At 64.3% G+C, this 26,957-nt stretch carries 22 protein-coding genes; 13 read left to right on the top strand and 9 right to left on the bottom strand.

The window, feature by feature from the left end:
• Nucleotides 1-212: 212 nt before the first annotated feature.
• Both dnaB and Q5722_RS07345 read left to right on the top strand, forming a co-directional pair.
• Nucleotides 213-1,637 carry a replicative DNA helicase gene (gene dnaB, locus Q5722_RS07350; RefSeq protein ID WP_305027560.1) on the top strand — a complete coding sequence of 475 codons (1,425 nt, stop codon included), beginning with the start codon at nt 213-215 and terminating at the stop codon, nt 1,635-1,637.
• 134 nt (nt 1,638-1,771) lie between these two features.
• Nucleotides 1,772-2,899, top strand: coding sequence for a CHAT domain-containing protein (locus Q5722_RS07345; RefSeq protein WP_305027559.1), 1,128 nt, complete (start codon nt 1,772-1,774; stop codon nt 2,897-2,899).
• 157 nt (nt 2,900-3,056) lie between these two features.
• Here Q5722_RS07345 and Q5722_RS07340 read toward each other — a convergent pair whose 3' ends face one another.
• From Q5722_RS07340 to Q5722_RS07325, 4 genes are all read right to left on the bottom strand, one after another.
• Nucleotides 3,057-3,491 carry a very short patch repair endonuclease gene (locus Q5722_RS07340; protein WP_305027558.1) on the bottom strand — a complete coding sequence of 145 codons (435 nt, stop codon included), beginning with the start codon at nt 3,489-3,491 and terminating at the stop codon, nt 3,057-3,059.
• 78 nt (nt 3,492-3,569) lie between these two features.
• Nucleotides 3,570-4,424 (bottom strand): PIN domain-containing protein, encoded by an 855-nt coding sequence (locus Q5722_RS07335; RefSeq protein WP_305027557.1) that lies wholly within the window; start codon nt 4,422-4,424, stop codon nt 3,570-3,572.
• 1 nt (nt 4,425) lies between these two features.
• Nucleotides 4,426-5,136 carry a hypothetical protein gene (locus Q5722_RS07330; protein ID WP_305027556.1) on the bottom strand — a complete coding sequence of 237 codons (711 nt, stop codon included), beginning with the start codon at nt 5,134-5,136 and terminating at the stop codon, nt 4,426-4,428.
• 80 nt (nt 5,137-5,216) lie between these two features.
• On the bottom strand, nt 5,217-5,882 hold the full coding sequence (locus Q5722_RS07325) for a hypothetical protein (protein ID WP_305027555.1): 666 nt from the start codon (nt 5,880-5,882) through the stop codon (nt 5,217-5,219).
• Nucleotides 5,883-6,075: 193 nt separating this feature from the next.
• Between Q5722_RS07325 and Q5722_RS07320 the strand changes: the two genes are divergently transcribed.
• Nucleotides 6,076-7,275: a protein NO VEIN domain-containing protein gene (locus tag Q5722_RS07320; RefSeq protein ID WP_305027554.1), complete on the top strand. Its 1,200-nt coding sequence runs from the start codon at nt 6,076-6,078 to the stop codon at nt 7,273-7,275.
• Nucleotides 7,276-7,330: 55 nt separating this feature from the next.
• Entirely contained in the window at nt 7,331-8,086 is a 756-nt protein-coding gene (locus Q5722_RS07315) for a hypothetical protein (protein WP_305027553.1), read from the top strand.
• A gap of 3 nt (nt 8,087-8,089) precedes the next feature.
• Here the strand turns inward: Q5722_RS07315 and Q5722_RS07310 are convergent, their stop codons facing one another.
• From Q5722_RS07310 to Q5722_RS07295, 4 genes are all read right to left on the bottom strand, one after another.
• Complete coding sequence (locus Q5722_RS07310; protein WP_305027552.1) at nt 8,090-9,544, bottom strand: hypothetical protein; 1,455 nt, start codon at nt 9,542-9,544, stop codon at nt 8,090-8,092.
• Nucleotides 9,545-9,598: 54 nt separating this feature from the next.
• Nucleotides 9,599-11,134, bottom strand: a complete 1,536-nt coding sequence (locus Q5722_RS07305) for a DNA cytosine methyltransferase (RefSeq protein ID WP_305027551.1) — start codon at nt 11,132-11,134, stop codon at nt 9,599-9,601.
• A gap of 73 nt (nt 11,135-11,207) precedes the next feature.
• On the bottom strand, nt 11,208-11,357 hold the full coding sequence (locus tag Q5722_RS07300) for a hypothetical protein (protein WP_305027550.1): 150 nt from the start codon (nt 11,355-11,357) through the stop codon (nt 11,208-11,210).
• A 67-nt stretch (nt 11,358-11,424) separates the two neighbouring features.
• Nucleotides 11,425-11,802 (bottom strand): hypothetical protein, encoded by a 378-nt coding sequence (locus Q5722_RS07295; RefSeq protein ID WP_305027549.1) that lies wholly within the window; start codon nt 11,800-11,802, stop codon nt 11,425-11,427.
• 93 nt (nt 11,803-11,895) lie between these two features.
• Between Q5722_RS07295 and Q5722_RS07290 the strand changes: the two genes are divergently transcribed.
• The 6 genes from Q5722_RS07290 to Q5722_RS07265 all read left to right on the top strand — a co-directional run bounded on the left by Q5722_RS07290 (nt 11,896) and on the right by Q5722_RS07265 (nt 21,754).
• On the top strand, nt 11,896-13,422 hold the full coding sequence (locus tag Q5722_RS07290) for a hypothetical protein (protein ID WP_305027548.1): 1,527 nt from the start codon (nt 11,896-11,898) through the stop codon (nt 13,420-13,422).
• Nucleotides 13,422-14,651, top strand: a complete 1,230-nt coding sequence (locus Q5722_RS07285; RefSeq protein WP_305027547.1) for a site-specific integrase — start codon at nt 13,422-13,424, stop codon at nt 14,649-14,651. The genes Q5722_RS07290 and Q5722_RS07285 overlap by 1 nt, the downstream gene beginning before the upstream one ends.
• Nucleotides 14,652-14,735: 84 nt before the next feature.
• The gene (locus Q5722_RS07280; RefSeq protein WP_305027546.1) at nt 14,736-15,695 is read left to right on the top strand and encodes a DUF4268 domain-containing protein; all 960 of its coding nucleotides are present in this window, start codon (nt 14,736-14,738) and stop codon (nt 15,693-15,695) included.
• A 328-nt stretch (nt 15,696-16,023) separates the two neighbouring features.
• Nucleotides 16,024-19,620, top strand: coding sequence for an NACHT domain-containing protein (locus tag Q5722_RS07275; RefSeq protein WP_305027544.1), 3,597 nt, complete (start codon nt 16,024-16,026; stop codon nt 19,618-19,620).
• Nucleotides 19,621-19,754: 134 nt separating this feature from the next.
• Nucleotides 19,755-21,236, top strand: a complete 1,482-nt coding sequence (locus Q5722_RS07270; protein ID WP_305027543.1) for a GNAT family N-acetyltransferase — start codon at nt 19,755-19,757, stop codon at nt 21,234-21,236.
• Nucleotides 21,209-21,754, top strand: coding sequence for an ASCH domain-containing protein (locus Q5722_RS07265; protein WP_305027542.1), 546 nt, complete (start codon nt 21,209-21,211; stop codon nt 21,752-21,754). The genes Q5722_RS07270 and Q5722_RS07265 overlap by 28 nt, the downstream gene beginning before the upstream one ends.
• A gap of 229 nt (nt 21,755-21,983) precedes the next feature.
• Here the strand turns inward: Q5722_RS07265 and Q5722_RS07260 are convergent, their stop codons facing one another.
• Nucleotides 21,984-22,706: a hypothetical protein gene (locus Q5722_RS07260; protein WP_305027541.1), complete on the bottom strand. Its 723-nt coding sequence runs from the start codon at nt 22,704-22,706 to the stop codon at nt 21,984-21,986.
• A 323-nt stretch (nt 22,707-23,029) separates the two neighbouring features.
• Here Q5722_RS07260 and Q5722_RS07255 point away from each other — a divergent pair, with 323 nt between their 5' ends.
• Genes Q5722_RS07255 through Q5722_RS07245 form a run of 3 tightly spaced genes read left to right on the top strand, consistent with a single transcriptional unit; the run spans nt 23,030 to nt 26,957 of the window.
• The gene (locus tag Q5722_RS07255; protein ID WP_305027540.1) at nt 23,030-23,995 is read left to right on the top strand and encodes a hypothetical protein; all 966 of its coding nucleotides are present in this window, start codon (nt 23,030-23,032) and stop codon (nt 23,993-23,995) included.
• Nucleotides 23,992-26,001 carry a hypothetical protein gene (locus Q5722_RS07250; protein ID WP_305027539.1) on the top strand — a complete coding sequence of 670 codons (2,010 nt, stop codon included), beginning with the start codon at nt 23,992-23,994 and terminating at the stop codon, nt 25,999-26,001. Before Q5722_RS07255 ends, Q5722_RS07250 begins: the two co-directional genes overlap by 4 nt.
• A gap of 8 nt (nt 26,002-26,009) precedes the next feature.
• Nucleotides 26,010-26,957 (top strand): AAA family ATPase, encoded by a 948-nt coding sequence (locus tag Q5722_RS07245; RefSeq protein ID WP_305027538.1) that lies wholly within the window; start codon nt 26,010-26,012, stop codon nt 26,955-26,957.

Genomic DNA, 26,957 nt, shown 5'->3' with positions numbered 1-26,957 from the left:
ACTGATTTTCCTCCACAGGTGTGGACACGCGTTTCCGCAGGTCAGACCATGCATACCGCGGGTCTGTGAATGGTTCTCCACAGGTTTCTCCGCAGCCGGTGCACATTCTCACCGCGTGTCCTCCACGGGATACCCAGGTTCTCCACATGGTCTGTGGATAACGAGCGGTCACATAGTTGGGTTGTATCGGGACCACCGCTTACCGTCAGCCCATGAGCGTGACCGAGTTCGACGCCGTTCCCCTGGGTCCCGAGCCGGCCGACGACGGCTGGGGCGACGGCCCCGCGTCGTACGAGCCGGGGGAGGCGTCGCGCCGTCCGGGTGACCGCACGCCGCCGCAGGACAACGCGGCCGAGCAGAGCGTCCTCGGATCGATGCTGCTCTCCAAGGACGCGGTGGCCGAGGTCGGCGAGATCCTGCGGGGCGTCGACTTCTACCGGCCGGCGCACGAGGTCATCTACGACGCGATCATCGACCTGTCGCTGAGCCGCGGCGAGCCGGCCGACCCGATCACGGTCGCCAACGAGCTCGGCCGCCGGGGCGAGCTGGAACGGGTCGGTGGCGCGCCGTACCTGCACACGCTCGCGGCCAACGTGCCGATCGCGGCCAACGCGATGTACTACGCCGAGATCGTCAAGGAGAAGGCGATCCTGCGGCGCATGGTGACCGCCGGCACCAAGATCGTCCAGCTCGGCTACGCCGGTGAGGGTGAGATCGCTGGCCTCGTCGACCAGGCCCAGGCGGAGGTCTACGGCCTGGCAGATGGCAGCCGCAAGGAGGACTACGTCCCGCTCTCCGACGTCATGGAGGGCGTGCTCGACGAGATCGAGGCGATCGGCAACCGCGAGGCCGGCGTCTACGGCGTGCCGACGGGCTTCGCCGAGTTCGACGAGCTGACCAACGGCCTCCACGCCGGCCAGATGATCATCATCGCCGCCCGACCCGCCATGGGTAAGTCGACACTGGCGCTCGACCTGTGCCGCGCGGCGTCGATCCACAACAACCTGACCAGCTGCTTCTTCAGCCTCGAGATGAACCGCTCGGAGATCACCATGCGTCTCCTGAGCGCCGAGGCGAAGGTGCCGCTCAACCACATCCGCACCGGCCAGATGACCGACGACGACTGGGCGAAGATCGCGCGCAAGATGGGTGAGGTCTCCTCGGCGCCGTTCTTCATCGACGACTCGCCGAACATGACGATGATGGAGATCCGCGCCAAGGCGCGCCGGCTCAAGCAGAAGCACGACCTCAAGCTCATCGTCATCGACTACATGCAGCTGATGAGCTCGGGCAAGAAGGTCGAGTCCCGTCAGCTCGAGGTCTCGGAGTTCTCCCGCAACATCAAGCTCCTCGCCAAGGAGCTCGAGGTCCCGATCATCGCGCTCTCGCAGCTCAACCGTGGTCCCGAGCAGCGCGCCGACAAGCGGCCGATGGTCTCCGACCTGCGTGAGTCCGGCTCCCTCGAGCAGGACGCCGACATGGTCGTCCTGCTCCACCGCGACGACGTCTACGAGCGCGAGTCGACCCGTCCCGGTGAGGCCGACATCATCATCGCCAAGCACCGCAACGGTCCGACCCGCGACATCGTGGTTGCCTTCCAGGGCCACTACTCGCGCTTCGTCGACATGCAGCGCTGAGGCCCGGCCCTGCCGACGCTGGCCGAATCTGAAATTCCGCGGTTGAAAATGAGACCGTCTCAAACTCGTGCGTGCAATGTCGACATGGAACATGTGGGCCTTGAAGACCGGATAGGCAGAGATTGGGGTGGGTAGTGGCGCGCAGCGACATGCTTCGTCGTGAGATCGCGGGTCTCGAAGACAAGAAGGCTGGCTACGCAAGGGTGATTGCCGCGCAGGAGAAGGTCGCGGCGGCTGCGCGCGAGGCCGCGCGGAAGAAGCGTGAGCAGGCAGGTCGGTCTAAGAGTGCGTCGACGGTCCGCACTGCGCTCGCGGCGGCCGAACGGGAGGACAAGAAGGTCGCCGCCGCCGAAGGCAAGATTGCGAAGGCGCGGAAAGACAGCGCCGCCGTCGACAAGACCCTCGCCTCTAAGACGACCTCCCTCCGCACAGCCGAGGAGACAGAGCGGAAGAACGCGGAGGGTGCGCGCCGCCGAAACGCCGCGCGTCTTCGGACTGAAGAACTGAACCACGCGCGCGCTGTGGCCAAAGCGAGCGTTCCCTCCACCTCGATCCGATTCATCGAGGTCGCACCACCACGTCCTGAGCCACTCCGCGTCCTCTATCTCACCGCAAATCCCGACGCGACCGAGACCACGATGACGAACTCGGATGGTTCAGTGATTCAGCAGGGAGTCTGGTTGCGCGTTGACCAGGAGGTACGCCAGGTCAAGCAGGGACTGCGCGGCACGAAGTATCGGGATCTCGTCATTGTCGAGCACGCTCCCGCTGCCACGTTCACGGATCTAGTCGAGGGCCTCAACGATCACCGTCCGCACATCGTGCACTTCTCGGGTCACGCCGACACGCTCGGCGTTTGGATGGAGAATGAGGCTGGCGACATCGCTGGGCAGGACATCGACTTCGGTCTTCTAGCAAGGCTTCTCGGTGCGACAGACGAGCCGCCGCGGTTGGTGGTTCTAAACGCGTGCGAGAGCATTGCAGGAGCGGACGAACTGCTTCAGACGGTTCCCGTGGTCATCGGCATGTCTGACACGATCGACGACACGGCAGCCATCGTCTTCGCGAGGTCGTTCTACGCTGCCCTTGCATCTGCGCAGTCTGTTGCGTCGGCTGTCGAGCAAGCCAAGGTGCAGATGCTCGCTGCATCATTGATCGATCCCGAGCAGATCGACGACTCAGAACTGCCCGTTCTTCGTGCTCGCGACGACGTAGACCCGAGGGCTCTGATCCTGGTCACGCCCCCCGAGTCACTGTCTTAGGGCAATCTGGGCGGGCTCCGCAGCACCCGACCACGAGCAATCAGTCATACGTCGATCTGGGTGCTTCGCTTGGCGGGCGGCCGCAAGCAGGGCTGCTCGTCAGGCCCGCTGCTTGCCGTCCTCGCTCGCTGCGCGAAACCTTGAGGCCGTGGTTCCCCTACCTGATCGAAGTAGGGCCTCGAACGACGGCAAGGATCCGCTGCGCTACGTCGGCAGGATTCTCGTGTTCCCATGAACGCAGCACCGTCCAACCTTCTGCGCGAAGGCGTGCGTCAGTCTCGGCGTCCCTCTCGCGATTCCTGGCAATCTTGTCTGACCAGTACTCCGAGTTCGTCTTCGCTTTCGTACCGTGCTCAGGACACCCGTGCCAGTAGCAGCCATCGATGAACACCGCGACCTTCGCCCGGGCGAAGACCAAGTCCGCCCGACGGTTCAGGTCCGGCAGCGGACGTGCGTCGACCCGGTACCGAAGGCCCGCCGCATGGACGAGTCGCCGTACGGCCATCTCGGGCGTGGTGTCTCGCCGCCTGTTCGCCTGCATCACGGCTCGCGCCGCTGCGCTCGATGCCCAGGACTCGCATGGCTTTGCCATGGTTTGAGCGTGCCACGTCGATGGCACTGCCCGGATACCTGTCGACGCTACCTACTGGGTGCAGGCGCCTTCGATTACCTACTGGCGTCTGGGCTCGGCGTCTAGCGCTTCCACCACCTTGTGGACTTCCAGTCCCGCGATGCGCGCGCGCAAGCACATGCCGGTGTCGTAGGTGATCAAGGTGAGTTCTCTCCCTACCGATGCCTGAATGGCGGCCGCGCGATCGATGATCTCGTCGTCGTTAATCGGTAGGCGGACGTGGCGCGGAGGATCGAGCACCACTTCGGCTGAAACACGGCCGCGCGGGATTCCGCCTGACGTAAGGGCCGAGAAGTCCGCGTCCCGGATGACGCCATAGCCGGATTGGTCCAGGTGCTTGTCTAGGAAGGCGAGCGAGTAGGCCGCGCGCCAGCGGACCGGACCTTGGCCCTTTCCCTTCAAGGCGTCAAGTTCGTCGATAACAACGATGGGGATCATGAGGCGAATCGGTGTGTCGCGAAGACCGAGGAGCCCAGCGAAGTCGAGGTCCTCGATCTTGTCGGGGTGTTGGCAGAAGACGTTGGTGTCCGGCACGACCACATGACCCGAGCGAGCAAGGCCGACTTGATGTTGGCGCTCCAGTTCTGCGATGGCGGCTGCGAATGCGTAACGCCTTTCATCGATCTCGACGTCGATGATCGTGGCGACATCAGTCGACGCAGTAGCGGCTTGGAGGGCCCAATAGCGCCGGGTCAGGACAAGGCCGTCGATGTCGGTGTCGCGCACGTGGCCGCGCAGCAGTCGCACGGCTTCGCCTGCCCACTGCGAGTAGATGACCAGCAGGTCGGCGCGGACATGCGATCGGCTACGAATGTTGATCAGACTGTTCTCGACGGCTCGCAGTATCTGGATAAGCGCCGTGCGGTCTGATCCGGGTACGGGAGTCAGGTACATGTCACTGGCACCCGTCAGCGTTGAAGGGGCCGCTAATGAAGCCGATGAACTCGCGGCCCTTAGCCTTGGCGCGCCCTGCCCTCGCGCCGCTGTCCGTCATCATCGCGCGCAGAGGAAGGGCGTCGACAAGTCCGCGAGCCGCGAGGTCGGCGGCGAGCGTATCGATGAAGTCCTCGTCGTTGGCCCAGGCTGGAAACGCTGCCTTAACGACCGAGAGGAGGCCGCCGCCGGGCCAGGAGAGCCCATGCCGCTCGAACCAGCGGGGCGGGTCTTCTACGAGGCGGAGGAGGCTGATGTGGGAAGGCGTCAGTTCGTCCACGTAGCGCAAGAAGATCGCCCGCTTGTCTGCGTCCCAGCCATCTCCGGATCCGACGTTGTAGAGGGCGTTCTGGAGGGCGGCGTGCTTGGCGGCCGCAGATGTCGACGTCGCGATCCGCGCGGCCGCCACAGCAGCGTCGTAGAAGGCAGGATTGTCAGCGAGGTCCTCAGCCTCCAGGTTCTCGATCCGGTCCAAGAGCGCCTGGACGACTTCAGCCATCTCCTCCATCCACTCGCGAGTCCTGTTCTCCTGAGTCGCAGAGAAGTATGTCGACAAGGTCGCAGCAAGGAGCGACCCCACGAATGGGATGGCCCCGAGCGCGCCCTCGCCGGCGACCTCGATCGCGGTGCGCTTCTTGGACTTTCCCTCGGGAACGTCGGGGACGTCGCTCACGCGTTCCTCCTGATTGTCGTGTATGTCCTCAACTTACGAGGCGGCACCGACAGATCAGATGTCCCGCCCGGCCGCCGCTGCTAGATGGACACGACCTCGAAGGACTCCGGCTGCCACCTGTTCTCCGAGACCAGCCGAACGACAGGAAGCGTCAGGTTGACGTCGTTCCGAACGGCGACGGCATTCTCGGCAAGCCAATGCGTGCAGTCGACGTGCGGATAGAGCCGCGCCGTCGACTCGTCGACGAGCAGCAGGCTCAGCGGTGCGTGGTGGATGACTGCCGACGGTGCTGAGACGGGGGCCGCCACCTCGCTGCCGTCAGTGGAAAAGTGGACTTGCCATCCCTGGTGGATGCCACCTACAGACACCTTCTCCTGAACAGGAGTAAGCGCCATGAGGAACCGGAGGTTGTTGCTCTGCGGTTGGCCCTCTCCGCGCAGGACAGCGGCGATGAAGGCAGGATGAGTCTCCACAAGGCGCTCGGCGAGGGCTGACATGCCCGACAGGGCAGCGCGGATAAACCGGCCCGGCCGCGCGTTCGGGATCGTTGCTGAGATGCCGTTTGCCCCTTGGCCCTGAATCCTGATCAACCCCTCAGCCCAAAACTTCGCCCAGCGGATGTACTCGTCATCCCATGGGGACGTGGCAGAACGACAGGCCTCGCAGTGGGCAGGAATCCGGATCCCGCCCTTCAAGCCACGATCCAGTTCAATCCGTTGATCAGCCGAGATCATGCCGCGACGCATGAGACCAGTGTTGAACGCCGCCCGTGGTGGAACGTGCGCCTGCGTCAGTCGAGCCTGGGTCCCGCAGAGGCTGCACGACCCGCGCTTTTCATGCGTGCGCGGGCTGAGGGGTTTGGGCTCCATGACGGTCGAACTTGCTGAGCCGTCAGGCTGTTCCCAGGACACACCGACGTGCGGCGCGATCTAATGCGGCGTGGCGACGAAACAGGATGTGCTCAACGACATCACAGACATCCTCGGTCTGAATCGCTGGATCATCGACAGACCGGGGGTGAAGGCCGGGTCGTCATTGCCAAGTCACGTCTTCAAGGCCGCAGCGGCCCAGACCGGGGTCGAGTACACCTCGATGCCAGGCGCCAACGAAGCGATCATTCGCAAGGCTGGCCTGCCCTTCAAGGCGTCGTATGACTCACGCGCCTCCGACTCCGCCGGGGGCTCCACCGTGACCCTCGACGGAATCAAGGCGCTGCGCGAGGCGCTCAAAATCCTCGTGCGTCCCGTTCCCGTGCACCTTGGCGTACTGCTGACATGGAACCCCCGGCGTTGGGACTGGCCGTCGGATGAACTTGCAGCCGCCATCGACGCGACTGCCGCTGGTCAGATCGTGAAGGGACGCTGGTCGACAGGCATTCGGACGAGCGGCATCAAGATCGGCGACCCTGTGTTCCTGCTCCGACAGGGGGTAAGCGAGCGGGGCATTGTCGCCTCCGGGACCGCACGGTCAGAGGTCTTCCAGGGTGAGCACTATGCCGACCCCGCGAAGACCGGCAACTACATCGAAGTCGACTGGGAGATGGTGGTCGACCCGTCAGAGGCGTTGCCGATCGAGACTCTTCAAGCCGAGGTGCCGATCGGCCATTTCTGGTCGCCGCAGGGCAGTGGCACGGTGTTGTCAAAGCCCATCCGCGATGAGGTGCAGCGCCTTTGGACCGAGCACCTCGCAACGCTCCAGAAGAAGTGGGCGAAGACGGGCAAGGTTGTGAGCGGTCAGGCCCGTCTGCTCGACGCCGCTCGTCGCAAGGCCGTCGAGGACGCCGCGCAGAACTGGCTGATGAAGGTCTATCGGGATGCCGGGTGGCTGGTCCAGGACACGCACATCGGGAACCCCTTCGACGCCCGAGCCATCAAGAACGGAAAGGTCCTCTTCCTGGAGGCGAAGGGCACCCAGAGCGCAGGAGCGACGGTGATCGTGACGCGCAACGAGGTGGAGCACGCGCTCGATCACCCAGGTCAGAACGTCATCGGCATCTGGTCCGGAGTTCGCTTCGGCGCCGACGGCAAGGTTGACAGCAAAAGCGGGAAGAAGGTCATCCGGATGTGGGACCCGACCGAGAAGGAATTGTCTCCGCTCTCCTACGACTGGACAGTGGGGGGAAAGGTCGCCTCGCCCTGACCGGTTCGCGCGCGTCCACCGGACGCGCTCCCGGCCGTCGTGATCCACTCAGGGAGTGGAGTTGCAGGACATCGTCAACCGGTACGCCGAAGCCGCTGAGTACATCGACCTTGAAACGGACGTCGAGAGGGCAAACCCACGCACTGGCGAGGTCTACCACGTGTCGTTCAAGTCGCTCGCCGAAACGAAGGCCGTCGATGCGATCGATGCGATGTGGGCACTTCTCCACCCCGGCGAGTTGATCACGCCTGCTGACGAGCGTGTCGGGGTGAAGTACCCGAAGGTCGCGAGAGCGAAGTGCGATCACGTATTCACGGTCGATGCCACGGACGACGGAAGCGCGGAGTGGGGACTCGAAGTCAAGAAGATCGAGTTCATCGGCAACAACGGCGGGGCGAACGACTTTGGGGTCGGGAAGATGCTCTCGCCCTATCTCAAGGACCGCGGACTGCTTCACGATGCCGCCCGCCTTCGGCAGTACGGATTCACCAAGCGCGTTGGAGTGATCGGTTACGCGTTCGGCTACGACGAAGCGTCATGCGATGAGGCGCTCACACTTCACCCCGAGGCGGCGACGACCATCGCAGCCATGAAGGTCGTCGTCCGCCGGAACGGCGGCACTCTGTACCCGCGGCCGCTGATCGAGTTCACCGATGCGATTCTCGGTCTCCGGGGCTATTCCAAGGGCCCGCGCGTCGAGACAGCGTTCACGGCGTTCCGGAGCCCTACCGGTGGCCACGGAGTGTTCTTCGGCTGGGAGATTCGCCGCCCTTGGCTGGAGGCTGACTACGACGAGCGTCACCCTTGGTAGCCGCTACGAGCGGGGCCAATCGAGGCGCGCGACGTTGATCGACGATTGACGAGCCTTCGGGACCGAGAGGTTGTACTTCGGTCTCCGGATTCGACCGACGCCACCTTCCTCGTCCGGTGCCTGCTTGCCTTGGGCGAAGCCGGTGATCTGTCCGGCGGCCTTTGCGGCTTCGAGCGCCTCAGAGTTGTCGAACCAGAACGCCTCTACGTGGAGCGGCTCGAAGGCTGACTTTCGCGCTCGCGAGTTGCCCGAGTTTGACGACCTGGACTTCACGCCACCCGCCGCCTTGAACGCGGCGTGCCAGTCGTAGAACGAGCGGTCCTCATCGACAATCGCCTCTCCGCCGACCATTAGAAACCCAAGCCCTTGCTCGCGAACGCACGCCTCCATGGCTTCCTGGTCGTTCAGCGGCGCAGCGGACTGCCCCCTCTTGACGGCGCCTGTGCTGGGGGACCGCCACGACTCGGTGTGAGCCTTCAGGTCCCAGACGAAGCGCAGCGAATAGTCGAAGGAGGTATTGCCGTAGGCGATCTTGGGTGGATTCGGGTTAGGTGTGAAGGCTGAGTTCAGCAAGGTTCGGCCGCGACTCTCCCAATAGAAGCCTTGCCACTCGTTCTGGTTGGGCCCTTCGGATACTCCCTGCTCTTTCATCCATTGAATGCAGTGCCGCGCGTCCCACACGACTCGCTTACCGCCGTCGGCCTGCCGCTCGGCCCTCCAGCCGTCCAGGAGGGCACCAGCCAGCGCCATCCCTTCTTCCTGCGGGGTGCCGAACAGGCCCTTGCGAGCCTGGCCGAGGCGTCCGAGGCGCAACTCGGCGCCAGCGAGCAGTGTGTTGAGGCCGATTAGGGAGATCGTCTCTCCCGTCGACTCGCAGGCGTCCGACCACGGAGCGCCGAACTCGGCGGCGAGAGCGGCGCCCAACTTGGTCTTGCTCAACCGAGGATCGATGTGCGGCGCGAGGTTCACCGCCAGGTTGATGAGAACGGACTTGTGCTCCTTGGAGCCTGGACCGAGCCATTCCGGTCCTGAGTGGGTGAGGCTGGAGATCCGGTTGACCGCCTCGATCTTCGATTGGGCGGGCTCAAACCCAGACCACTGGGGGCCGTCGAGACCGGGAGGCTTCTTGCCGATGAGGCGTCGCAGCGAGCCCAAGTGATAGGCCTCAGTCGCTCCTTCGAGGAGGGCGTTGAGGCCGTCCAGGTTGACCTTGTTCAGATCGGCGTAGGAGGACCGCCACTCGACCCCGAGCGCCGCGGCGATGTGCTGACCCATCAGCGCGTTGGTGCGCGCCATGTCGAGGTCGAGCCCGAGGGCGTCGCGCAGTGCCACGATCGCACGCTTCTCGCCACGCGTTCCCGCGTCAGAAGCGCCGGTCAGCGAATAGATGCGAGCGATCGCCTCAGAGGTCGTCTCGGCAGGCAGGAAGAAAGGTCGGTCAGCGGATGCGGCGCACACCCGGTGAGGCTAGCGACCATGAGTCAAGCGCCGCCGAAGAATGCGCTTGTGGGCTCAGGAACAGGCGGGCTTGTGCTCTGCCAAACGCTGCACGACCTTGGCGGGCGTCGTGTCCTTGGCGGCTGCCACGATCCTCGGTCCCACGCCAGCGGGATCTGCCATGAGCAGCGCTTCGTCACGCAGGACGTGCTCGCGGAAGACGTGCTGGACTGCCCCTACGGCGACCCCGTTGCCCATCTGCTTGTACGTCGCCGCGTCAGGCTGGTTCGGGAACACGAAGGTGTCCGGAAGCCCCTGGAGGCGGGCAGTCTCGCGGGGCGACAGACGCCGCTCCAGAGGCCCGACAATCGAAGTCTGGGTGATGGCGACAAGCGCGGGTAGGTACGTCGGACGCTTGGCGCGGATACCGGACGGTCGGAAGTGCATGACTGTGTCCCAGAGGCGCTTGGCGTCCTGAGCCTGCCACTCGGCCTTACGCCGCGAAGCAGGGAACAGGTCCGTGTAGATGCCCCAGCGCCAGGCCCAGGGCAGAACGTCGCGCCAGTGAGCCTCGAACATGTCGTAGTTCCTGCGTAGGTGGCTCTGCTTCCACGCGGGCAGGTGCGACGGGATCGCGGGCCGGGTGACCTTCTTCGGCATCTTGAAGTCCGCCGCGGAGGTGGGCTGGTAGCGGCCCTCGTCATCGCGGGTCGGCACCGGGGCACGTCGCATCGCGGCCGCTGCTTCAGGAAAGTCGAGCCAGCAGTCAGCCCAGTAGGGGAAGCCCTTGAGCGGCTCCCCAGTGCGCTCACGCATCAAGAGCGTGAAGTCGTCCCAGGCGTCGATCCAGAGCGTCTCGACTGGCGTCAGGTCGCACCCCGGCACCCGGTGCGAGTCGGTGAGGATGCTTCCGTCGAGAAGGTTCCAGCCGTTGTCCTTTGAGCCAGGGTCGAACAGTGGCGCGTTGCTGGTCTCCTTGGCGGGGAACCGGTCGGTCATATTCGCGACGGGCCTGGGGCCTTCCACCTCGAAGTCGACCTTCCCGTTCGGCAGGTACGGGACGGTCTGGGGCGCATAGGTCGCCGTGATGAAGACTCGCTCCCGGACCTGCGGGGTGCCGCCGAGGTGCTCGGGCAGCAGGTGGGGCGAGAAGACGGCAGGACGAGCCGAGACGTTGTAGCCCTCTTCGCGCAGCGTCTGGATGATCACGTCCCACTCGTGGGCGTGGCGCGGTCCGATGAGGTTCCGGACGTTCTCCAAGAGCACGACGGCCGGGTGGTGGGCCTTGATGATCGAGGCGATGTTGAAGAAGAGGGTGCCGCGGGCCTCGTCCATGCCGCGCTGGGCGCCGGACTTGGAGAAAGGCTGGCAGGGGAAGCCTGCGCAGAGGACGTCATGGGCCGGAACGTTCATGATCCCGAGTTCGTCGTCGGCGTCGAGAGTGATGTCGCCGTGAGCCGGATGGCCCCAGTTCGCCTCGTAGACGTTCGCAGCCTTCTTGTCGATCTCGACGGCATAGACGCACTCACCGCCGAACGCCTTCATGACGGCATGGAAGCCGCCGATGCCCGCGAAGAGATCGATGAAGCGAAACGCGGGCTGCTGCGGCATGGCCGAATCGTAGGCAGAGACCACCGACAGAATAGGCATCCGCGCCGGGTCGTGACCCGAGTGACGCATGGGATCACGACTCCCGTCGAGCGACACGTCGCCTATGGTCGCCGTCGACGATCTCTACATCGCGGGCGATCTGGCGCTCGGAGTAGTTCTCCGCCGCGGTCTCGTCCTCGCCCAGGCTGATGCTGGTCTCGGCTGTGTCGACGTCGTAGGTCACGGTGCCGTCATCTCGGACGGTAACGATGACGGGAAGACCGACTACGTACTGGCGGGGCGCTGGCATCTCAGACGCTCCTATCGAACGACGCTGCGTGGGGCAGCCCGTCGCGGATGAGTTGGTCAAAGGCACTGACGGCATCGCCGCGACGTTCGAAGTCGTGAGGAATCGGCATGCCGCGGCCGCGGTAGTCACCGTCATGCCACTCCGCCTGGGTGTAGCGAGCGACGTACCACCGGTCGTCATGAGTCGCGACGACGAACTCCGAAGGGCCGTCGTCGTCCGGAACGCAGCAAACCAGGGCCATGCAGTAGCCGCCGGTGTTCTCGATCTCGGCACCCACTCCCCGGCGTTCAAGGTCGCGCGACAGGACGATGAGGCCCTGCCTGTTGGCGGCGTCGAGGTCGCGCTGACGGCGGATGCGTGCGGAGAGATCTTGATCCATAACCTCCAGGTGTGCGGCCGACGGTCGAACGCTCCCCGCGTTGCAGATCCGCAAAATCGATCCGAGAGCGACGATTGATCGTTAGATCACCGAGTGACCCCAACCTACGCGCAGTGGCCCCCGAACGCTCAGAAGCCCAGGTCGACGTTGCCGCGACCCGGCGGAGACCGAGCCGAGCCGGGTTCGCTCGCATCACGGATCCGCGAAGCACGTGTTCGTGCGTTCCTGACTGGGGAGACCGATGAGGCTCAAACTGAACTCGAAGCGCTCATCTCGAAGACGGCGAAACTTTTCTCCGAGTCGATCTCGGAGGAAACCCGCAAGGACTATGCCCGGCGCTGGCGACGTTTTGAGTCGTGGTGCGAGCAGAAGGGATTCGACCCGCTCGACTCGCCACCTGAGGTCGTGATGATTTTCCTTGCCGACCACGTCGGCCCCGAAGGGTCTTCGCTCTCCACGCTCCGCGGCTACATGGCAGCCATTAACCGAATCCATGTCGAGGCTGGTCTCCAGCCGCCAGGCGACGACCCTGCGATGACGCTGTTCCTACGGTCGATGCGGAAGGGCGTGAAGCCACGGGACCCGCAAGACGAGATCTCCGCGCTAAAGATCGGCCCGCTGCGCGAAGTCTGCCGCTACCTCGACTCCATCGGGCCAGACCCTGTGGAGGTACGCGACCGAGCGCTCTTCGCGCTACACCGCGCGGGGCTGGGCGACGGAGAGGTGGTCCGGCTCGTCTGGGACGACGTTCGGCTCACGCCGAAATACGCATCCATCTACGTGCGGTCACTTCGCTCGGAGCGGTCCGATCGTCGCGCACGAATCGACGCACTGGAGGACCCCGACATCTGCGGGGTGCGGGCACTTAGGGCATGGCGAGATCTGGCAGGGACGACGGTGCCTTGGGTCGTCACGATGACCGATAAGAACGGTGGCAGGGAGGATCGTGAGTGGGAATCCCGCGACGTCTTCCGGATCCGCAAGGCTCGCCTCAACTCGTTGGGAAAGGCGGGGGACAAGGCCGAACTCGACCAGGCGATGCGGCTCCTCGGTTCGTCCCGCCCTGATGTGCTCAGGGACAAGGCGCTCATCCTGCTTGGCTTCGCGGGCGCGTTCCGTCGACCCGACGTTCTCGGGTTTCGGTGGACTGACGTGACGCTCGTCGAATCCGGCATGGTGCTGCGTTTGCGCAAGTCCAAGACAGACCGCGTAGGTGAAGGCGTCGACGTCGGGATTCCCAAGGGAGCGGCGGCGATCACTGACCCCGTCGCTGCGCTCATCGCGTGGCGGGATCGAATGGAACGCCAACTGGGTCCGGATTACCTGGCGGAGGGCGGACACATCTTCACCAAGGTCGGTCGAGCAGGGCGTATCGGCACCTTGCCGCTTACGACGACCGCCCTCTCCGTGATGATCCGCGCACGGATGGCGGAGGCTGGCATCGAAGGACGCTGGTCCGGCCGCTCTCTACGAAGAGGATTCATCAGCACTGCGGCGGACCTCGGCATGAGGCTGGAGGACATCGCGAAGGGCTCTCGCCACGCGACCTTGGACTCGTTGATCCTCTACATCTCCTCTGACCCGTGGCGCGACAATCCGGCCACCCAGATGGGTCTCTGATGGCGCGCGAACGGAGGATCGGAGACCTAGTCTCTCCCGAACGGGCGGACCGAGCCCATGTCGAGGCGGCTGCCTACACCGCATTCCAGAGCCGCTTCAATCTCGACGACTCGGCCGAGGCCGTCGTCCTCTACCTGGCTGGCCTGCATACGGGCGACCTGCCAAGCCGGACCATTCGCGACCGGCTCACATACATCGATCTCGATCGTCGACTGCGCGGGCTCCGGCCGTGGAATCAGGATCCCGACGTCAAGGTGTTCCTCAAGGGTCTGTTCTCCGAGAGGCCGGTTGGTGACGGCAAGACGCACTACGCCCCGCTCTACCTTGAACTGACCCATGCACTCGTCGACGCAGCCCGGACACCATCCGATGATCAGCGCCGCGGCGAAGCGGCGCTGATGCTGAGGACGCGACTCAAGATGACCAACATCGCCATCTGTCGCTTGAAATGGTCTGACGTCTGGCTCGGGAAGGACCGCGTCGAGATCACGGAGACCAGGAGGATGGGCGTCGGAGAGGCGCGACGAATCACTCACCGCCTCAACTCTGAGCGAGGGAGCGCAACCTGTCCCGTCGCGATGATCCGAGTGCTTCGCTCGGTCGGGGGCGGCGAGTATGTGCTCGGCATTGACGGCCGCCAGTATGTAGCGAATCGGCTCGCGCGTCTCCTCGCCCAGCCGGATCCGTCGGCCCCGTACCCCGCTCAGATCCGTGACCCAGCCTTGATGCTCATGGCGTACGGAGCGGGAATGAGGACAGCAGAGGCGTCGACTCTTCGGCAGCGCGATGTCGAACGCCATGACAAAGGACTCGTGATCTCGATCGATGGTCGGAAGCGGCTGACTTTCCTGCCGTCGGCACCCGACCCTGCGTACGACCCGGCGCTTGCCTGGGAGGACTGGCTCGATGTACTTGAAGAGCGTGGGTTGCGTGCCCCAGACGGACTGGCGTTCATGCCGAGCAACCACGCAGTCGTCTATCCGAAGCCGCTGCGCTCGAATGCACTGAACCGGATCGTCCATGACCGGACCGAGGAAGCCGGGCTCGATGGGCGCTACGTCTTCATCTCCCTTCGCGCGGGCATGATCCGCACGGCGCTGCGGAACGACGCGAAGTCGTACGCCATCGCGTCGCACGCGGACCTAGTGACCCTCGGTGCGGTTGCCCGGCACGAGCGGCGCGAGAACCTCCTAGGCGACGGGAACGTCGCGGGACGCCTCGGGCTGTGAGGCGATCATCTACTCGGTGAGTGAGCAGTTCGGGTAGTCGCTAAGCGTCCCCATCCGTCGACGGCTGCCGATACGGTCCAAACCATGACCACCTCACTCGGACGTCTCGCTGTCGTGCCTGCCCGTGAGGTCTGGCCGCACGAAGCGCTGGACTTCACGCCGTGGCTGCTTCGGAACGTCGATGTGCTGTCCGATCTACTGGGCATGGATCTGGTCCTGGAGGCTGCCGAGCATCCAGTCGGCGGATTCAGCCTCGACCTGATCGGCCGAGACGAGTCGACCGGCGAGGTGGTCATCGTCGAGAACCAATTGGAGACCTCCGACCACACTCACCTGGGCCAGATCATCACCTACGCCGCAGGAACGGATCCGACCACGATCGTCTGGGTCGCGACCGGGTTCCGCGAAGAGCATCGCGCCGCCATCGACTGGCTGAACCAGCGCACGGACGAGAACACTCGTGTCTTCGGGGTAGTCATCCACGTTGTGCGGATCGGGGACTCGGAGCCCGCGCCGAACTTCGAACTGGTGGCGCAGCCGAACGACTGGAACAAGACCGTGAAGGCCGCGACCCGCCAGTCGGGTGAGACCTCCGAGCGAGAAGCGACGTACCGCGAGTTCTGGAACTTTGTGTTGCCGCGGATGCGGGCACAGCATCCGTCGTGGACCCGACGAAACACGTCGAAGCAGTCGTTCTGCGACACCATTTTCGGGGTCCCAGGCATCGTTGGCTCAATGGTCTGGACTCGCGAAGGACTTGTGTCGCAGATCTACTTCCTGGCGACCGATCCGGCGCTCGCGACGGCGCGGTTCGAGGCGCTCTACGAACGCCGGGCCGCCTTCGAAGCAGCCTTGGGTGCGGTTCCCGCCTGGGAGCCCATGGAGGGGAAGAAGGCGACGCGCATCGCCATGCTCTCGCCCTACACCGACGTCAACGACCGCGAGCGCTGGCCCGAGATCGCCGACTGGTTGATCGACTCTCAGGCGCGCCTTCGGCGGGCGTTCGCCGCGGTTGGCGGCGTAGTTGGAGTGGTCGCGGACTAGCCGTCGGCATTTTTCGCACGTCGGTCGGTCACCAATTGGCCGGAATGGGCGCGGGCCCGGACCCGGGCGTCTCCGTAGATCGTCAGGTGCTCCGAAGCCGCAATCGCCAGGCGACTTTAGTCCTCTCCGGCGAGGCAGTGGCTGTCAACATCGCGCCGAAGCGCGACGGAACGGGCCCTCCTTCGTGAAGCATGCGCAGCGCCCAATCCAGGGCTTCGTGCGGTGAGTGGAGGGGCTGTGTGAGTGGCGATGCATGGCGGAAGGCGCGTTAAGCGATCCTCTCCGGGATTCCCCAGACGTTCTGGGTCCGTGCGTGGAGGATGGCGTTGTGGCGAGTTCGGGATCCTGGAAGTACCTCTACGAGCGGCTCGGCGACAGTCGCTTCCAGCAACTCTGCGCAGCACTCGTGCTGGATCGCTTACCCGACGTTGCCGTCTTCCCGGTTGGAGAGAAGGACGGTGGCCGGGACATGGTCTCGGGCACCGGTGAGAACCGAACGATCCTTCAGGTCAAGTTCTCGGGCGACCGTCGCAAGAAGACTGCAACGTGGATGAAGCAGCAGATCAACGGTGAAGCGACGAACATCGAGCGCTTGGTGAATGAGGGCTGCAAGCGCTACATCCTCATGACCAACGTCGAGGGTGGCGCCGCCCCTGGCTCCGGCTCGCGCGACGAGGTCGAGGAGGAACTAACGGCGCTTTCGAAGAAGTTCAAGGTCGAGATGTCCTGCCTATGGTCGTCTGACCTCGACGCGTGGGTCGACAACGCTCCGCAGGGAATCAAGTTCGCGTACGTCGACATGCTCGCGGGCACGGATGCCCTTTTCGCACTGCTGAACTCCATGAGCCTGGAGGCGAGCGAGAGGCGCGACAAGGATGTCCTGGTCACGTACGTCGGTACGCATTGGTCTCGGGATCGGCGCGTGAAGTTCCGCCAGATCGATCTCGTGAGCGACCTCCTCAGCGACCTGTTCGTCGACGTCACAGCCCTGCGCTCACGCCTTCCTCGCGGAGTGTTCTATTCGAGTGCTGAGGTCGATCACGTCGCGGAGAACCTCCTCGACACAGCGACCCCGCCGCTCACCCTTATCGAGGGCGTGCCAGGTCAGGGAAAGTCCACGCTGGCGCAGTACATCTGCCAGGTGTACCGCGCGACGTTCATCGGTCGAGATGCGTTGAAGGCAAAGGGCGAGGCGCTGCCGGAGACCGAGACAGACGACCTTCGTGTCCCATTTCGGATCGATCTGGCCGACTACGCCGAGTGGGCGACCGGCGGCGACCCGTTCGCGGTCACGGAGCCGGACGCGAAGAAGAAGCCGAAGCCGCCCAAGCGCATCACCGTCGAGGATTTCCTCCTGGCTCACATTGAGGCCGCGGCACCCGGCCACGACCTCAACGTGGCCGACGTCCGTAGCCTCCTTGATCGGTTCCCGAGCCAGGTTGTTTTCGATGGGCTCGACGAAGTCGCCTCGCCGGAACTGCGGCAGGCGCTAGTGGGGGAGATCGACGCGTTTATCGGACGTTGGGTCCAAGTCCGCCCGGGAAACATGCGGGTGCTCGTGACGACCCGGCCCAATGCTTCGGGGCTCGCGGAGCCAGCGCCTGACCTGTTCCAGCGACTCGAACTCCAGCCCCTCACGGAGGCGATTCGCAAGCGCTACCTGCGCCAATGGGTCGTCGCTCAGCAGATCGACTCCGGCGAGCGTAGAAACCTAGAGCGGATCTTCGGAGAGCGGACGGCCGCGCCACACGTGGCGCAACTTGCCTCCAATCCGATGCAGTTAACGATCCTTCTGCACTTGATCCGCACGAAGGGCGACTCATTGCCGACGGCGCGCACGAGTCTCTACCGCGCCTACATGGACCTCTTCTTGGCTCGCGAGGCAGCCAAGACCCGCGCCGTCCTAGACAACCTCTCCGACCTGGAGGAGGCGACCGCCTTCATCGGCTGGTTCATGCACGCGCTGACGGAGGTGGATGCGACGTCGACCCGGCTACCTGGTGCCCGGATCATCCGCGAGATGACCATGTACCTGGCCAGCGTCCAGAAGGCGACGGATGGCGTTCAAGGCCTCTTCGAGGCCCTCCGGGATCGTGTGTGGGTGCTGACGAGCAAGCACACCGGCACTTACGAATTCGACGTGCAATCGATCCGGGAGTTCTTCGCGGCGCGGTTCCTTTACGAGTTCGCTCAGTCAGACAACGGAGACGGCTACGAGCCAGAGGCTGCGCTCGTCGAGTTGCTGCCGCGCTCGTACTGGTCCAACGCAGCCCGGTTCCTCGCCGGGCACTTCCAATCGCGCGAGATCGCTCATGTTGCAGATCTAATTCAGGAGCGCCTCGGTGACGTTCACGGAGCCCGGCAGGTTCGCACGACCCTTTGGACCCTCCTCGCTGACGGCATCTTCAAGGAGCGGCCTCTCGCTCAAACCCGCGTCGCGGAGATGCTCGCCGACGACCTGACGGTACGTTTCGTAGCCCCAGAGATCGTGCGTGGATCCACATTGCCGACGTTGGCAAGTGACTTCGGCGCGCCAGTCTTGAGTGATGTGCTGCGAGACGCCGTAACCAGGGATCCGGGCTCAAGGATGACTCAGTCGCGCATGACCGTCGCGACCAGCGTCGGGGATCAGAAGGACCTCGAAGTGTGGTGGCAGTCCGAACTCGGAAAGGCCGCGGGACAGTCAGCACAGACGGCATGGCTCACCGCGGGCGGTTCGAGGCGATTCGCCTCGTCCCTTCCAGCGACTACCGTCGATGCCCTGGATCTGGACATGCCCGCGTCAGCCATGGCTGCCATCGAGGCCGGTGTGAGTCCGACAGACGGATCGAAGAACGCTCAGCGGCTCCTAAAGGCCGTCCTTGATGGGGAGTGTTCAGATGCCATTCCGCACGGGATCTCCGAGGCCAGCGACCTCCTCCGCGTCGTAGCACCCCGCGTGCTTCTGATGATGACCGGCCTCGCAGGAGTGGGGGGCAATCTGAACCTTGCTGGCCACCGAGCCTTCGCAACCCGGCAGAACGACCGAACTGCTGCACTGAAGCGACTTTCCGACCGTCATGGCAACCGCGGCATCCAGAACGCGCTGCGTATCCACAAGGGAGACGGCAATACAACGACGCGCTGGGTAAATACGGCCCGCGCGCTGGCCGCTACGTACGGCCGACCAACGTGGCTCGCGACCGAGATCGCGGCCATCGCCGCGGCGTTGCCGGAAACGGTCTACTTCACCGGCGGCAATCTCACTAAGGGTGCGCCATGCTTTGGAACGGCGATGGACTACGGCCAATGGCTGCCAGCGGTTCGCGCGCACAAGTCGGACCAGGAGTGGTGGAGGCAACAAGTCACGCTATGCGACTGCGAGCATGCGAGGGCGACGTGGGTTCTTGGCCTACTTTGTTCGGCGAACGCCCCCGTCGTGCAGGCGCTGCTCCCCGAGATCGGAGGCATCGTGAGTGGCTTGCCGCCGAAGGAGAAGCGTGCCCTCATCGAAAGCAGCAGTCGCATCGCTGCGTCTGGAATTCCGCGCAACCTCGCCAGTGTCTACGTCGATTCCGATACGTCCGTCGAAGTTCGCTTGCTGCTCGGGCACTACGCGAACAACCCGGCCGATCTCTTTGATGACGACCTCATCCTCGAAGCCGCCGTCCTCGGGCGTGGCTCGTGGCCCGCGGCCCGGGCAGCACAGGAGCGCTTCAAGGTTGATCCCTCCCTCGATTCGGCTCGGCTGATCGCCGCCTTCGGGACAGGGCCGACCGAGGTGTTGCCGTTGGAGGGCGATATTCCTGTTGAGGTGGCAGAGCAGATGCTGCTGCGCCCCGCTGACTACTCGTTGGGTTGGCTGATCGCCGCGGATCGGGCGCTGACGTCACGGCGGTACGGCGCACCGCTGAAGAATCTGGCCGACACCGCGTGGGGGATCTGACGGCGGTGCGCGTTGGTTGTCTGGCTGGCCGGGAACACCCACTGGGCCCAGCGCAACGGCTGGTGTGATCCCGTTGCAAGGACGATCGGCGGAAACACATCCCGCCAATTGGTTTGAAGGGGCAATCTAGTCCCGTGCTGTTCCTGATTGACAGCAATGTCGCCATTAAGGCAGACCCGCTCGGCCATGTGCTCGAAGCAGGCGTCGACGTTGCCATGGAGTTCCTCCGTCTGGTGTCGACCCATCACCACGACTTGAGGACCCATCCGGCATCTCGGATCGACTTCGACCGCATCGCGGACCCGAAGAAGCGTGCAGCACGGCTCGCGCTCTTTGGCCGGTACACACAAATCACGTCGCCGCCTCAGATAACAGCAGCACAAATTGCTGAGTTGGGCGAGGCAGTTCCGGGGTCAAACGATGCGGTCGACGACGCACTGCTTGCTTCGGTGGTTGGGCACGCAGTTGGCTACCTCGTTACCGAGGACGACGGGATCCATCGCAAGGCGGCGCGGATGGGCGTCGACCAGCGTGTCCTCCGGCTGGCCGACGCTGTCAATCTACTCCGGACGCTCCACGTCGACCTTCCCTCGGTCCCACCGTCGGTCCGACGAGTCAAGACGCACGAGTTGAACATCGACGACCCAATCTTCGATGGGCTCAAGGCCGACTACCCACCCTTCGTCGCTTGGTTCCAGAAGGCCGCGCAGTCGCAACGCGATGCCCTGCTCATTGACGGCGCAGGCGAGCACGCTGGTCTCGTCATTCTGAAGAGGGAGCCCACCGGCGAACATGGTTTGCCTGGACCTCAATTGAAGTTGTGCACCTTCAAGGTGGCTGACGAATACAGCGGACAGAAGTACGGCGAGTTGCTACTCAAGGCAGCGTTCGAGCAGGCGCATGCGGAGGGCTACGAGGGCATCTTCGTCACGCTCTATCCAAAGCAAGAAGCGCTGTCAGCAGTCCTGCGCGGGTTCGGCTTCGAGCCGCTCGCGGGGGTGACCACCGACTCAGGGGAGATGGTCTTCGCCAAGAGCCTCGTTGCGCCGAAAGACACCACGCTGACTCCGCTAGAGCAGCACATTGCCTATGGCCCGCCGTGGATCGCGTGGGACGCGACCACGCCCTTCATCATCCCCATCGAGCCGCGTTGGCACCGGGTTCTGTTTCCGGACGCCGAGCCCGACGATGGGGCACTCTTCTCAGCCGCGGACGTCGGCACGCGACCCTTCGGCAACGCGCTGCGCAAGGCCTATCTCTGCAATGCTTCGACGCGCCTCCTCAAGCCCGGCGACCCGGTGTTGTTTTATCGGAGTCATGATGAGAAGGCGGTGTTTGTGATTGGGGTGTGCGAGTCCACCCTGGTCAGCCAGGACCCCGACGAGATCCTCGCCGAGGTTGGCAATCGCACCGTCTACGCTCTCGCGGATATCCAGGCTCTGGCCCGACGCGGCGACGTGCTCGTCGTGAAGTTCCGCCAGGACAGGGTGCTTCGAGGGAACCCCATCACCATCGACGAACTACGGGCGGAGAAGGCCGTGAACGGCTGGCCCCAGCAGGTTCAGCGCATCAGAGAGGAGGGGCGAGAATGGTTGTCGACCAGGTCGGACGCGTAGCCCTGTTCTCCATCCACCCGAGGTACGCAGACGCCATCCTGTCTGGAACGAAGAAGGTTGAGTTTCGTCGGCAGGGTCTTCCGGCCGATGTCACGCACGTCGTCATCTACGCGACGGCGCCGGTGCAGCGTGTCGTCGGCGCTTTCGCGATCGAGGGCATCGATCGCGTGGCTCCAACCGCGGCGTGGTCCCGATATAGCGATGTTGGCGGCATCGAAGAAGATCCGTTCTTCGATTACTACGACGGCGCTGAGGCTGCGTTCGTGATTCGCGTGCGTGATGTGACGCGTTTCGACGCGCCCGTTGCCCTCGCCGACATCGAAGACGGGCTTCGCCCACCGCAGTCCTACATGTACCTCACCGACGAGCGATTGTCCCGGACGCTTGCGCTGGGATCTGGGGCGCACACAGCGACGCAAGGAACCAACCCCGGGGGCGTCATCGAACGTATGTTCTATCGTTTGTTCCGTGGCCTCTCCTCCGAAGAACGACGCGTGGGGCCCGTATGCAGGTCATGAGCAGCGCTTTGTCTTCATCAAGCGTGCGGGGGCACTGAAGCCGTATCTGGGATATGTGGTCGAGTGGCCACTTACGGCGAACTCGAACCGGTTCCTCGTTGCGTTCGTTGAGGAGGGCGTGCGGCGGTCGTTTCGCATCGAGTGGTTCGAGCGGAGGCACCTCGTGCCAATCGAGGTCGACCCGAACGGGGCATCGGCGGGACGTACTCGCTAGGCCGAGGCCTTGTTTCTAGCCCCCTGCCTCGTGGTTCAGTGACTTCATCAGGTGCCGCTCGGCTTCTGCGGCCATCCGCCGAACTTCGAGCATGGCGTCGCCCCAGGCCAGATTCGGCGCCACCCTCTCTGCGTTCTCGATCTCTGCCGCAAGGCGCGCGAGCGCATCCATCTTGGCCCGACGGGCCAGCCGGGCCTCCGCCTGATAGTCCCTTCCGTTCCTCGGGCGAGTGATCTCGGCTCGCAGATGACTGAGGTCGCCGCCGCCCTTGCAGGTGGGGCAGGGGTCAATTGGGCTGGGCTTGCGCCGTGCGAGGTATGCCGAGTTCAGGTATGCATCGGTGGCAGGCGAGTTCGCGTCAGCAGGCGCTGCGTCCGACGGGCCATGCCGCCAGGCCCCGGGTGCAACGTAGAGGCTGCGCTGGTCGAGCAGCCATTCGAGGTCGGCTCGAATCCGGTTCGCATCTCGTGTCGTGTGGTGACCTGACTCAAGGAGTTCAGCGAGTTCTTCAACGGCCGCGTCGAGGGCGCTGCGGCGGGTCCGGAACTCGATTGCGCACTTCCGGTCATGGAAGAAGCGTGGTCGTCCGGAGGTGTCCCGTCGCTCGACGCGCTCGTCGCAGCCAGGGAGTCGGCATGGTGCCGTGGTGACTCCGGGGCGCAATGGGTCAGTGAACGCTGTGAGTCGACTTCGAGTGCGCTGGCTGAGGTTCGGCCATCGTGGCTGGTCAACGGACATGTCAACGCCTCCTCTGACTTTACGGATCAACACGTTAAGTTATATCGGCCGAAAACGCTGACTTATCGCTGAAATCCGGGCTAGCCATCGACCGCGACGGCGGCGTACCGTTGCAAGCCAGACGACGTCCCGCGATCCGCCAGAAATGGCGTCAGGCCCCCGCTGTTTGCACCAGCAGAGACCTGACTTGCGGTGCATTCGTCGGAGCAATCAGAGCAAGCACGACGAGAGGGCACCGCTGTGTCCAAGTGTCCCGTATTGGGCCGACACATTCCATGCCAGCCCTTCGTGAGCCGGGTATCCCATGCCGGAGGACTCGGCTGATGAGCATCGTCGAACTCGCCCCGGAAGGGCTCCCCGTCGGTGACGATTTGGGATGGCCGCTGCTGCCAGAGACGCATCCGCTCATGCCGAGGTCCACGGCACGCCGCGGTACCCGGCGCATGGCCCCCTCGATGCGGGAGGCCGTGGGCAGGTCGCTCACCCGCCAGCAGACGATAGATCTGATTGCGTCGGGTGACTTGGACCCGTCCCGGTGCCGAGTCATCTGGAACGTGAACGACAAGCCAGTCATCCACCCGATCGGTGAGGTCAAGGTCCCTTCGCTGAGAGGCCTTCGTCCGGCACGCCGGATTGGCACCTTCAAGGGGGCCGAGAGTCGCATCGCCATGCTCCCCGTCATGCGCGGGGAATACGCAACGATGCTCGAACTCGAATCGCAACTCGAACTGGCTCACGCGACTGAACTCGTCCTTGACCCCAAGGTGACCGAGATCTTCAGCCAGCCGTTCGCGATGGTGTGGCGGCATCGCGACGGAAGCGTGGTCCACTTCCCTGACTTGGCAACGATTCGCGATGGCCGCCTGGTGGTCCACGCGGTCAAGCCAGATGACCGGGCCGCGGAGGAGTGGAACCAACGACTGTTCGCGCTCGTCGGTGAAACTCTCGGCTTCGGCCACATCGAATTCGAGTTGCTCGGTTCGATGTCGAAGCAGCGACAGATCAACCTAAAGCGCCTTGCTCAGTATCGGCATCCAAATCCGACGCTCTACAACTGGACACAGGTAGTCCGCCCGCACCGCCCCCGAACCATCGGCGGCTTCTACGGGATTGTCCGTCGCCACCTGGGGCTGGAAGGGATCGACTTCCCGGCTCCAGGATGCCCGTCTCTGGTAGGCCTCCACGCCGCCTGCTTCGCGGTCGCTCGCGGTTTCGCTTCGCTCGACCTCAACGAACCGATTTCGCTCCACGCTGCGCTCCATTGGGCAGAGACGGGTGGTGCGGCATGACCGACGAAACCCCGGCCCCGCTCACCGTCAACATCCGCCTGAGCCTCGACAGTTGCGTGTCCGACATGGCGGGTGCCGCCGCGCGGGTCTTGAAGACCGTGGAAGAGAACGGTGCGCTTCACGTAATCGTTGAAGTCAACGGCGAGGTCGAACGCATCCCCTTGAGCGAGGTGATTCGCGCAAAGACATTCGAGGCATGCGAAGCAACACCGCGACGTCCTTTCGGTGCTGAGCACGAACTCATGAACTGGATCCCGAAGGTCAAGCGGGACAAGGCCAGGGCTCTTGAAGCCCACATGATCGACGTGATCCACGGGCGCTCGACTGAGGGTGGGCCGTACGACGCCAGCACGACGACGATGAGCCAACGTCGTGCCGCGAAGATGGCCGAACTTGGCATGAACAAGTCCAAGATGCACCGCAGCATCAGGGACTATCGAGAGTCGGGAATCGTCGGCCTGGTCCCTGCCGCAGACCGCGTGCTGGACGCCAACGGGGCACTGGACCTCGACCCGGAGGTCCTGGCGGTCGCTCGCGACTTCGTAGCGGACCAGCGGACGAGCAGCACGAAGGGCCGTGGAAACCTGCACGGCCTCTTCCTCGCCGAACTCGCCAAGCAGGGCCTGGTCACCCTTCACGAAGACCTCGCTACCGACGCAGTGCCGTTCGGCCCGACGGTGGTCTCGTCCGAGAAGTTCACGAAGATGGTGAACTACCTGAACCGGGGCAAGGGACCTCAGTCGGCGCGGGTTCGGCAGCAGCAGGCCAACCGCCCTCACACACACGGTGCACGACACAGGGCTTTCGATTTCGCGGATCGCATCGAGATGGATTCGACGCCACTCGATGTCTTTGTCCGCGGCGAAAATGGGCGGGTGAAGGCGCATGCGGTCTTCGCGATCTGCACCTCCACCCGGTACCTGTGGGTCCGGATCGTCCCGGGAGCGCCAAAGGGAGCGGACCTTGCTCTGCTCCTGTGGGACATGGCGGGCGGTGAAGCAGCGGTCGTGCCGGGGAGTGATCTGGCAACTACCGGGGTGCCGACTCTTGTGCGTAACGAACTGTCGCTCAACGCCTGGCGTGGAGAGGGCACGCCACCGGCTGCGCTCCCTGGAACCGTTGTCTTCGACCACGGGGCGGAGGAAGAGAACGCCCGCGTGATCGGCCACTGCACCCAGTTGGGCGTCACCATCGAATGGGCCCGCACGCGCCAGCCAACTGACAAGGCCTACGTCGAATCGGCCATCAACTCCTTCGCGAGGTGGTGCCAACTCGTACCGGGGCACAAGGGGAACAACGTCGAGAACCGGCCACACAGCGAACCCGATCCGGTCCTCACTGTCCAGGAATTCCAGGCGATGGCGAACGCGTGGCAGCAGGACTACGTCACCCGACCGCATACCGGCTTGCCGCACCCGTCAGCATCGAAGCGCTTTTTCACCCCGGCACAGGCGGTTGCCTTCTCGATCAACCAAGACGTCCACATCCGCGCGCAGCGTGACCCCACACGACTTCTCGGGCTGCTTCACCGGGTTGAGATGACGCCACAAGACGAGGGGATCCGAATCGGGCGCCAGACGTTCGTCTGCGAAGACTTCGAACAGATCATCCGGGCCTCCGCATGGCGAACCGGCAAGCGAGAGCCGATGACGTTCTACTTCGACCCGGGTCGGATGGGCCGGATCTACTGGCCCACGCCCGACGGGCTCGCGGTGAAGGTTCTCAAGACCCCGGCTGAGGCAGGTGTAGCCGTCATGCCGTTCGCGGACGTCCGCGCGGGCTGGGAGGCCCGAGCCCAGGGAGCGAAGGAACTCGCCAAGAACAGCCACGCCGCGCGGGTCGCGCGGCACGTGATCCACGGAGCCGAGGAGGCGATGCGTACCGCTGCGCACAACGTCGTGTCGTTCCGAACGGGGAAGGTTGTCGAACCTTCCGTGGACTGGCAGTCCGGCGGATGGAACCTTGCCGATGCGTTGGCCGCCCTGGATGCGGAGGACCCGTCATGAGGTCGAGCGTGTTCGAGCGACTCGATGATTGGCCCTCGATCCATCAGTTCCGCAATCAGTCGCCACCGACCAACGAAGATGATCTCTTCTCCTGGATCCACATGGTCCACATTCCCGGACCGTTCGAACAGACGATCAGCGATGGATTTGACCGTCTGATCCGGCACCACCGCGCCACCAACCAGCGGTGGCTTGCAGTCAGCGGTGCGTCCCACATGGGGAAGACCCAAGCGGTCACCAACATCCTGATTGAGCGTGCAATGCAGAAGCCGGAGCAATGGCGGACTCGATCGGGGGAGGGCGTGCTCTCCACGCCATACGTCTATGTCGTCGCGGCTTCGAACCAGGAGGCTCGCGGGCTGCTAGCGACCATCTCGAAGGCGTGCGGGCTGCCAGACGCAGGCACCGAACAGGAACTGAAGCAGCGCCTGGCGGAGATGCTGCCGCGGCTTGGAACTCGCCTCGTGGTTGTCGATGACGCCCACATGTTCCGTCGGAGGAATGATGCGGCGTCGCGCGTCACCGACGGGCTTCGGAAGATCCTGGAGATTCCGGTGCCGTTCGCCTTTGTCGGGGTCGATCTCCATTCGTCCGCGTTGCTCTACCGGTCCAGCCGGAACAACGACACCGCACACCAACTGGAGCGACGCCACTTCCCGATCTCGCTTGAGCCCCTCGACAGGCGACGCGATGTGGTGGCCGCTGCCGAACTGGCGCACAACTTCCGTAAGCGAATGGCGGCCGTCACCGGACTCGATATCGCCGACGCCCTGCGTGATGCAGAGGCGCTTGCTGTGGTGCTGCACCGCAGCCAAGGTCGGCCGGGTTCTTTCCTGAACGTCCTGAAGCAGGCTGTCATCGAAGCCATCGCGGAAAACGACGGCGTGCTGACCGCGGGGCGCCTTGTCGCGGAAGCGCATCGAGCGCCACTCGGCCCGTTGATGGAAGGAGACTGA

It is taken from the genome of Nocardioides jiangxiensis (assembly GCF_030580915.1).
Lineage (GTDB): Bacteria > Actinomycetota > Actinomycetes > Propionibacteriales > Nocardioidaceae > Nocardioides > Nocardioides jiangxiensis.
Note: the sequence above shows the minus strand (reverse complement) of the source record. Positions and strands in the feature narration are given on the sequence as shown.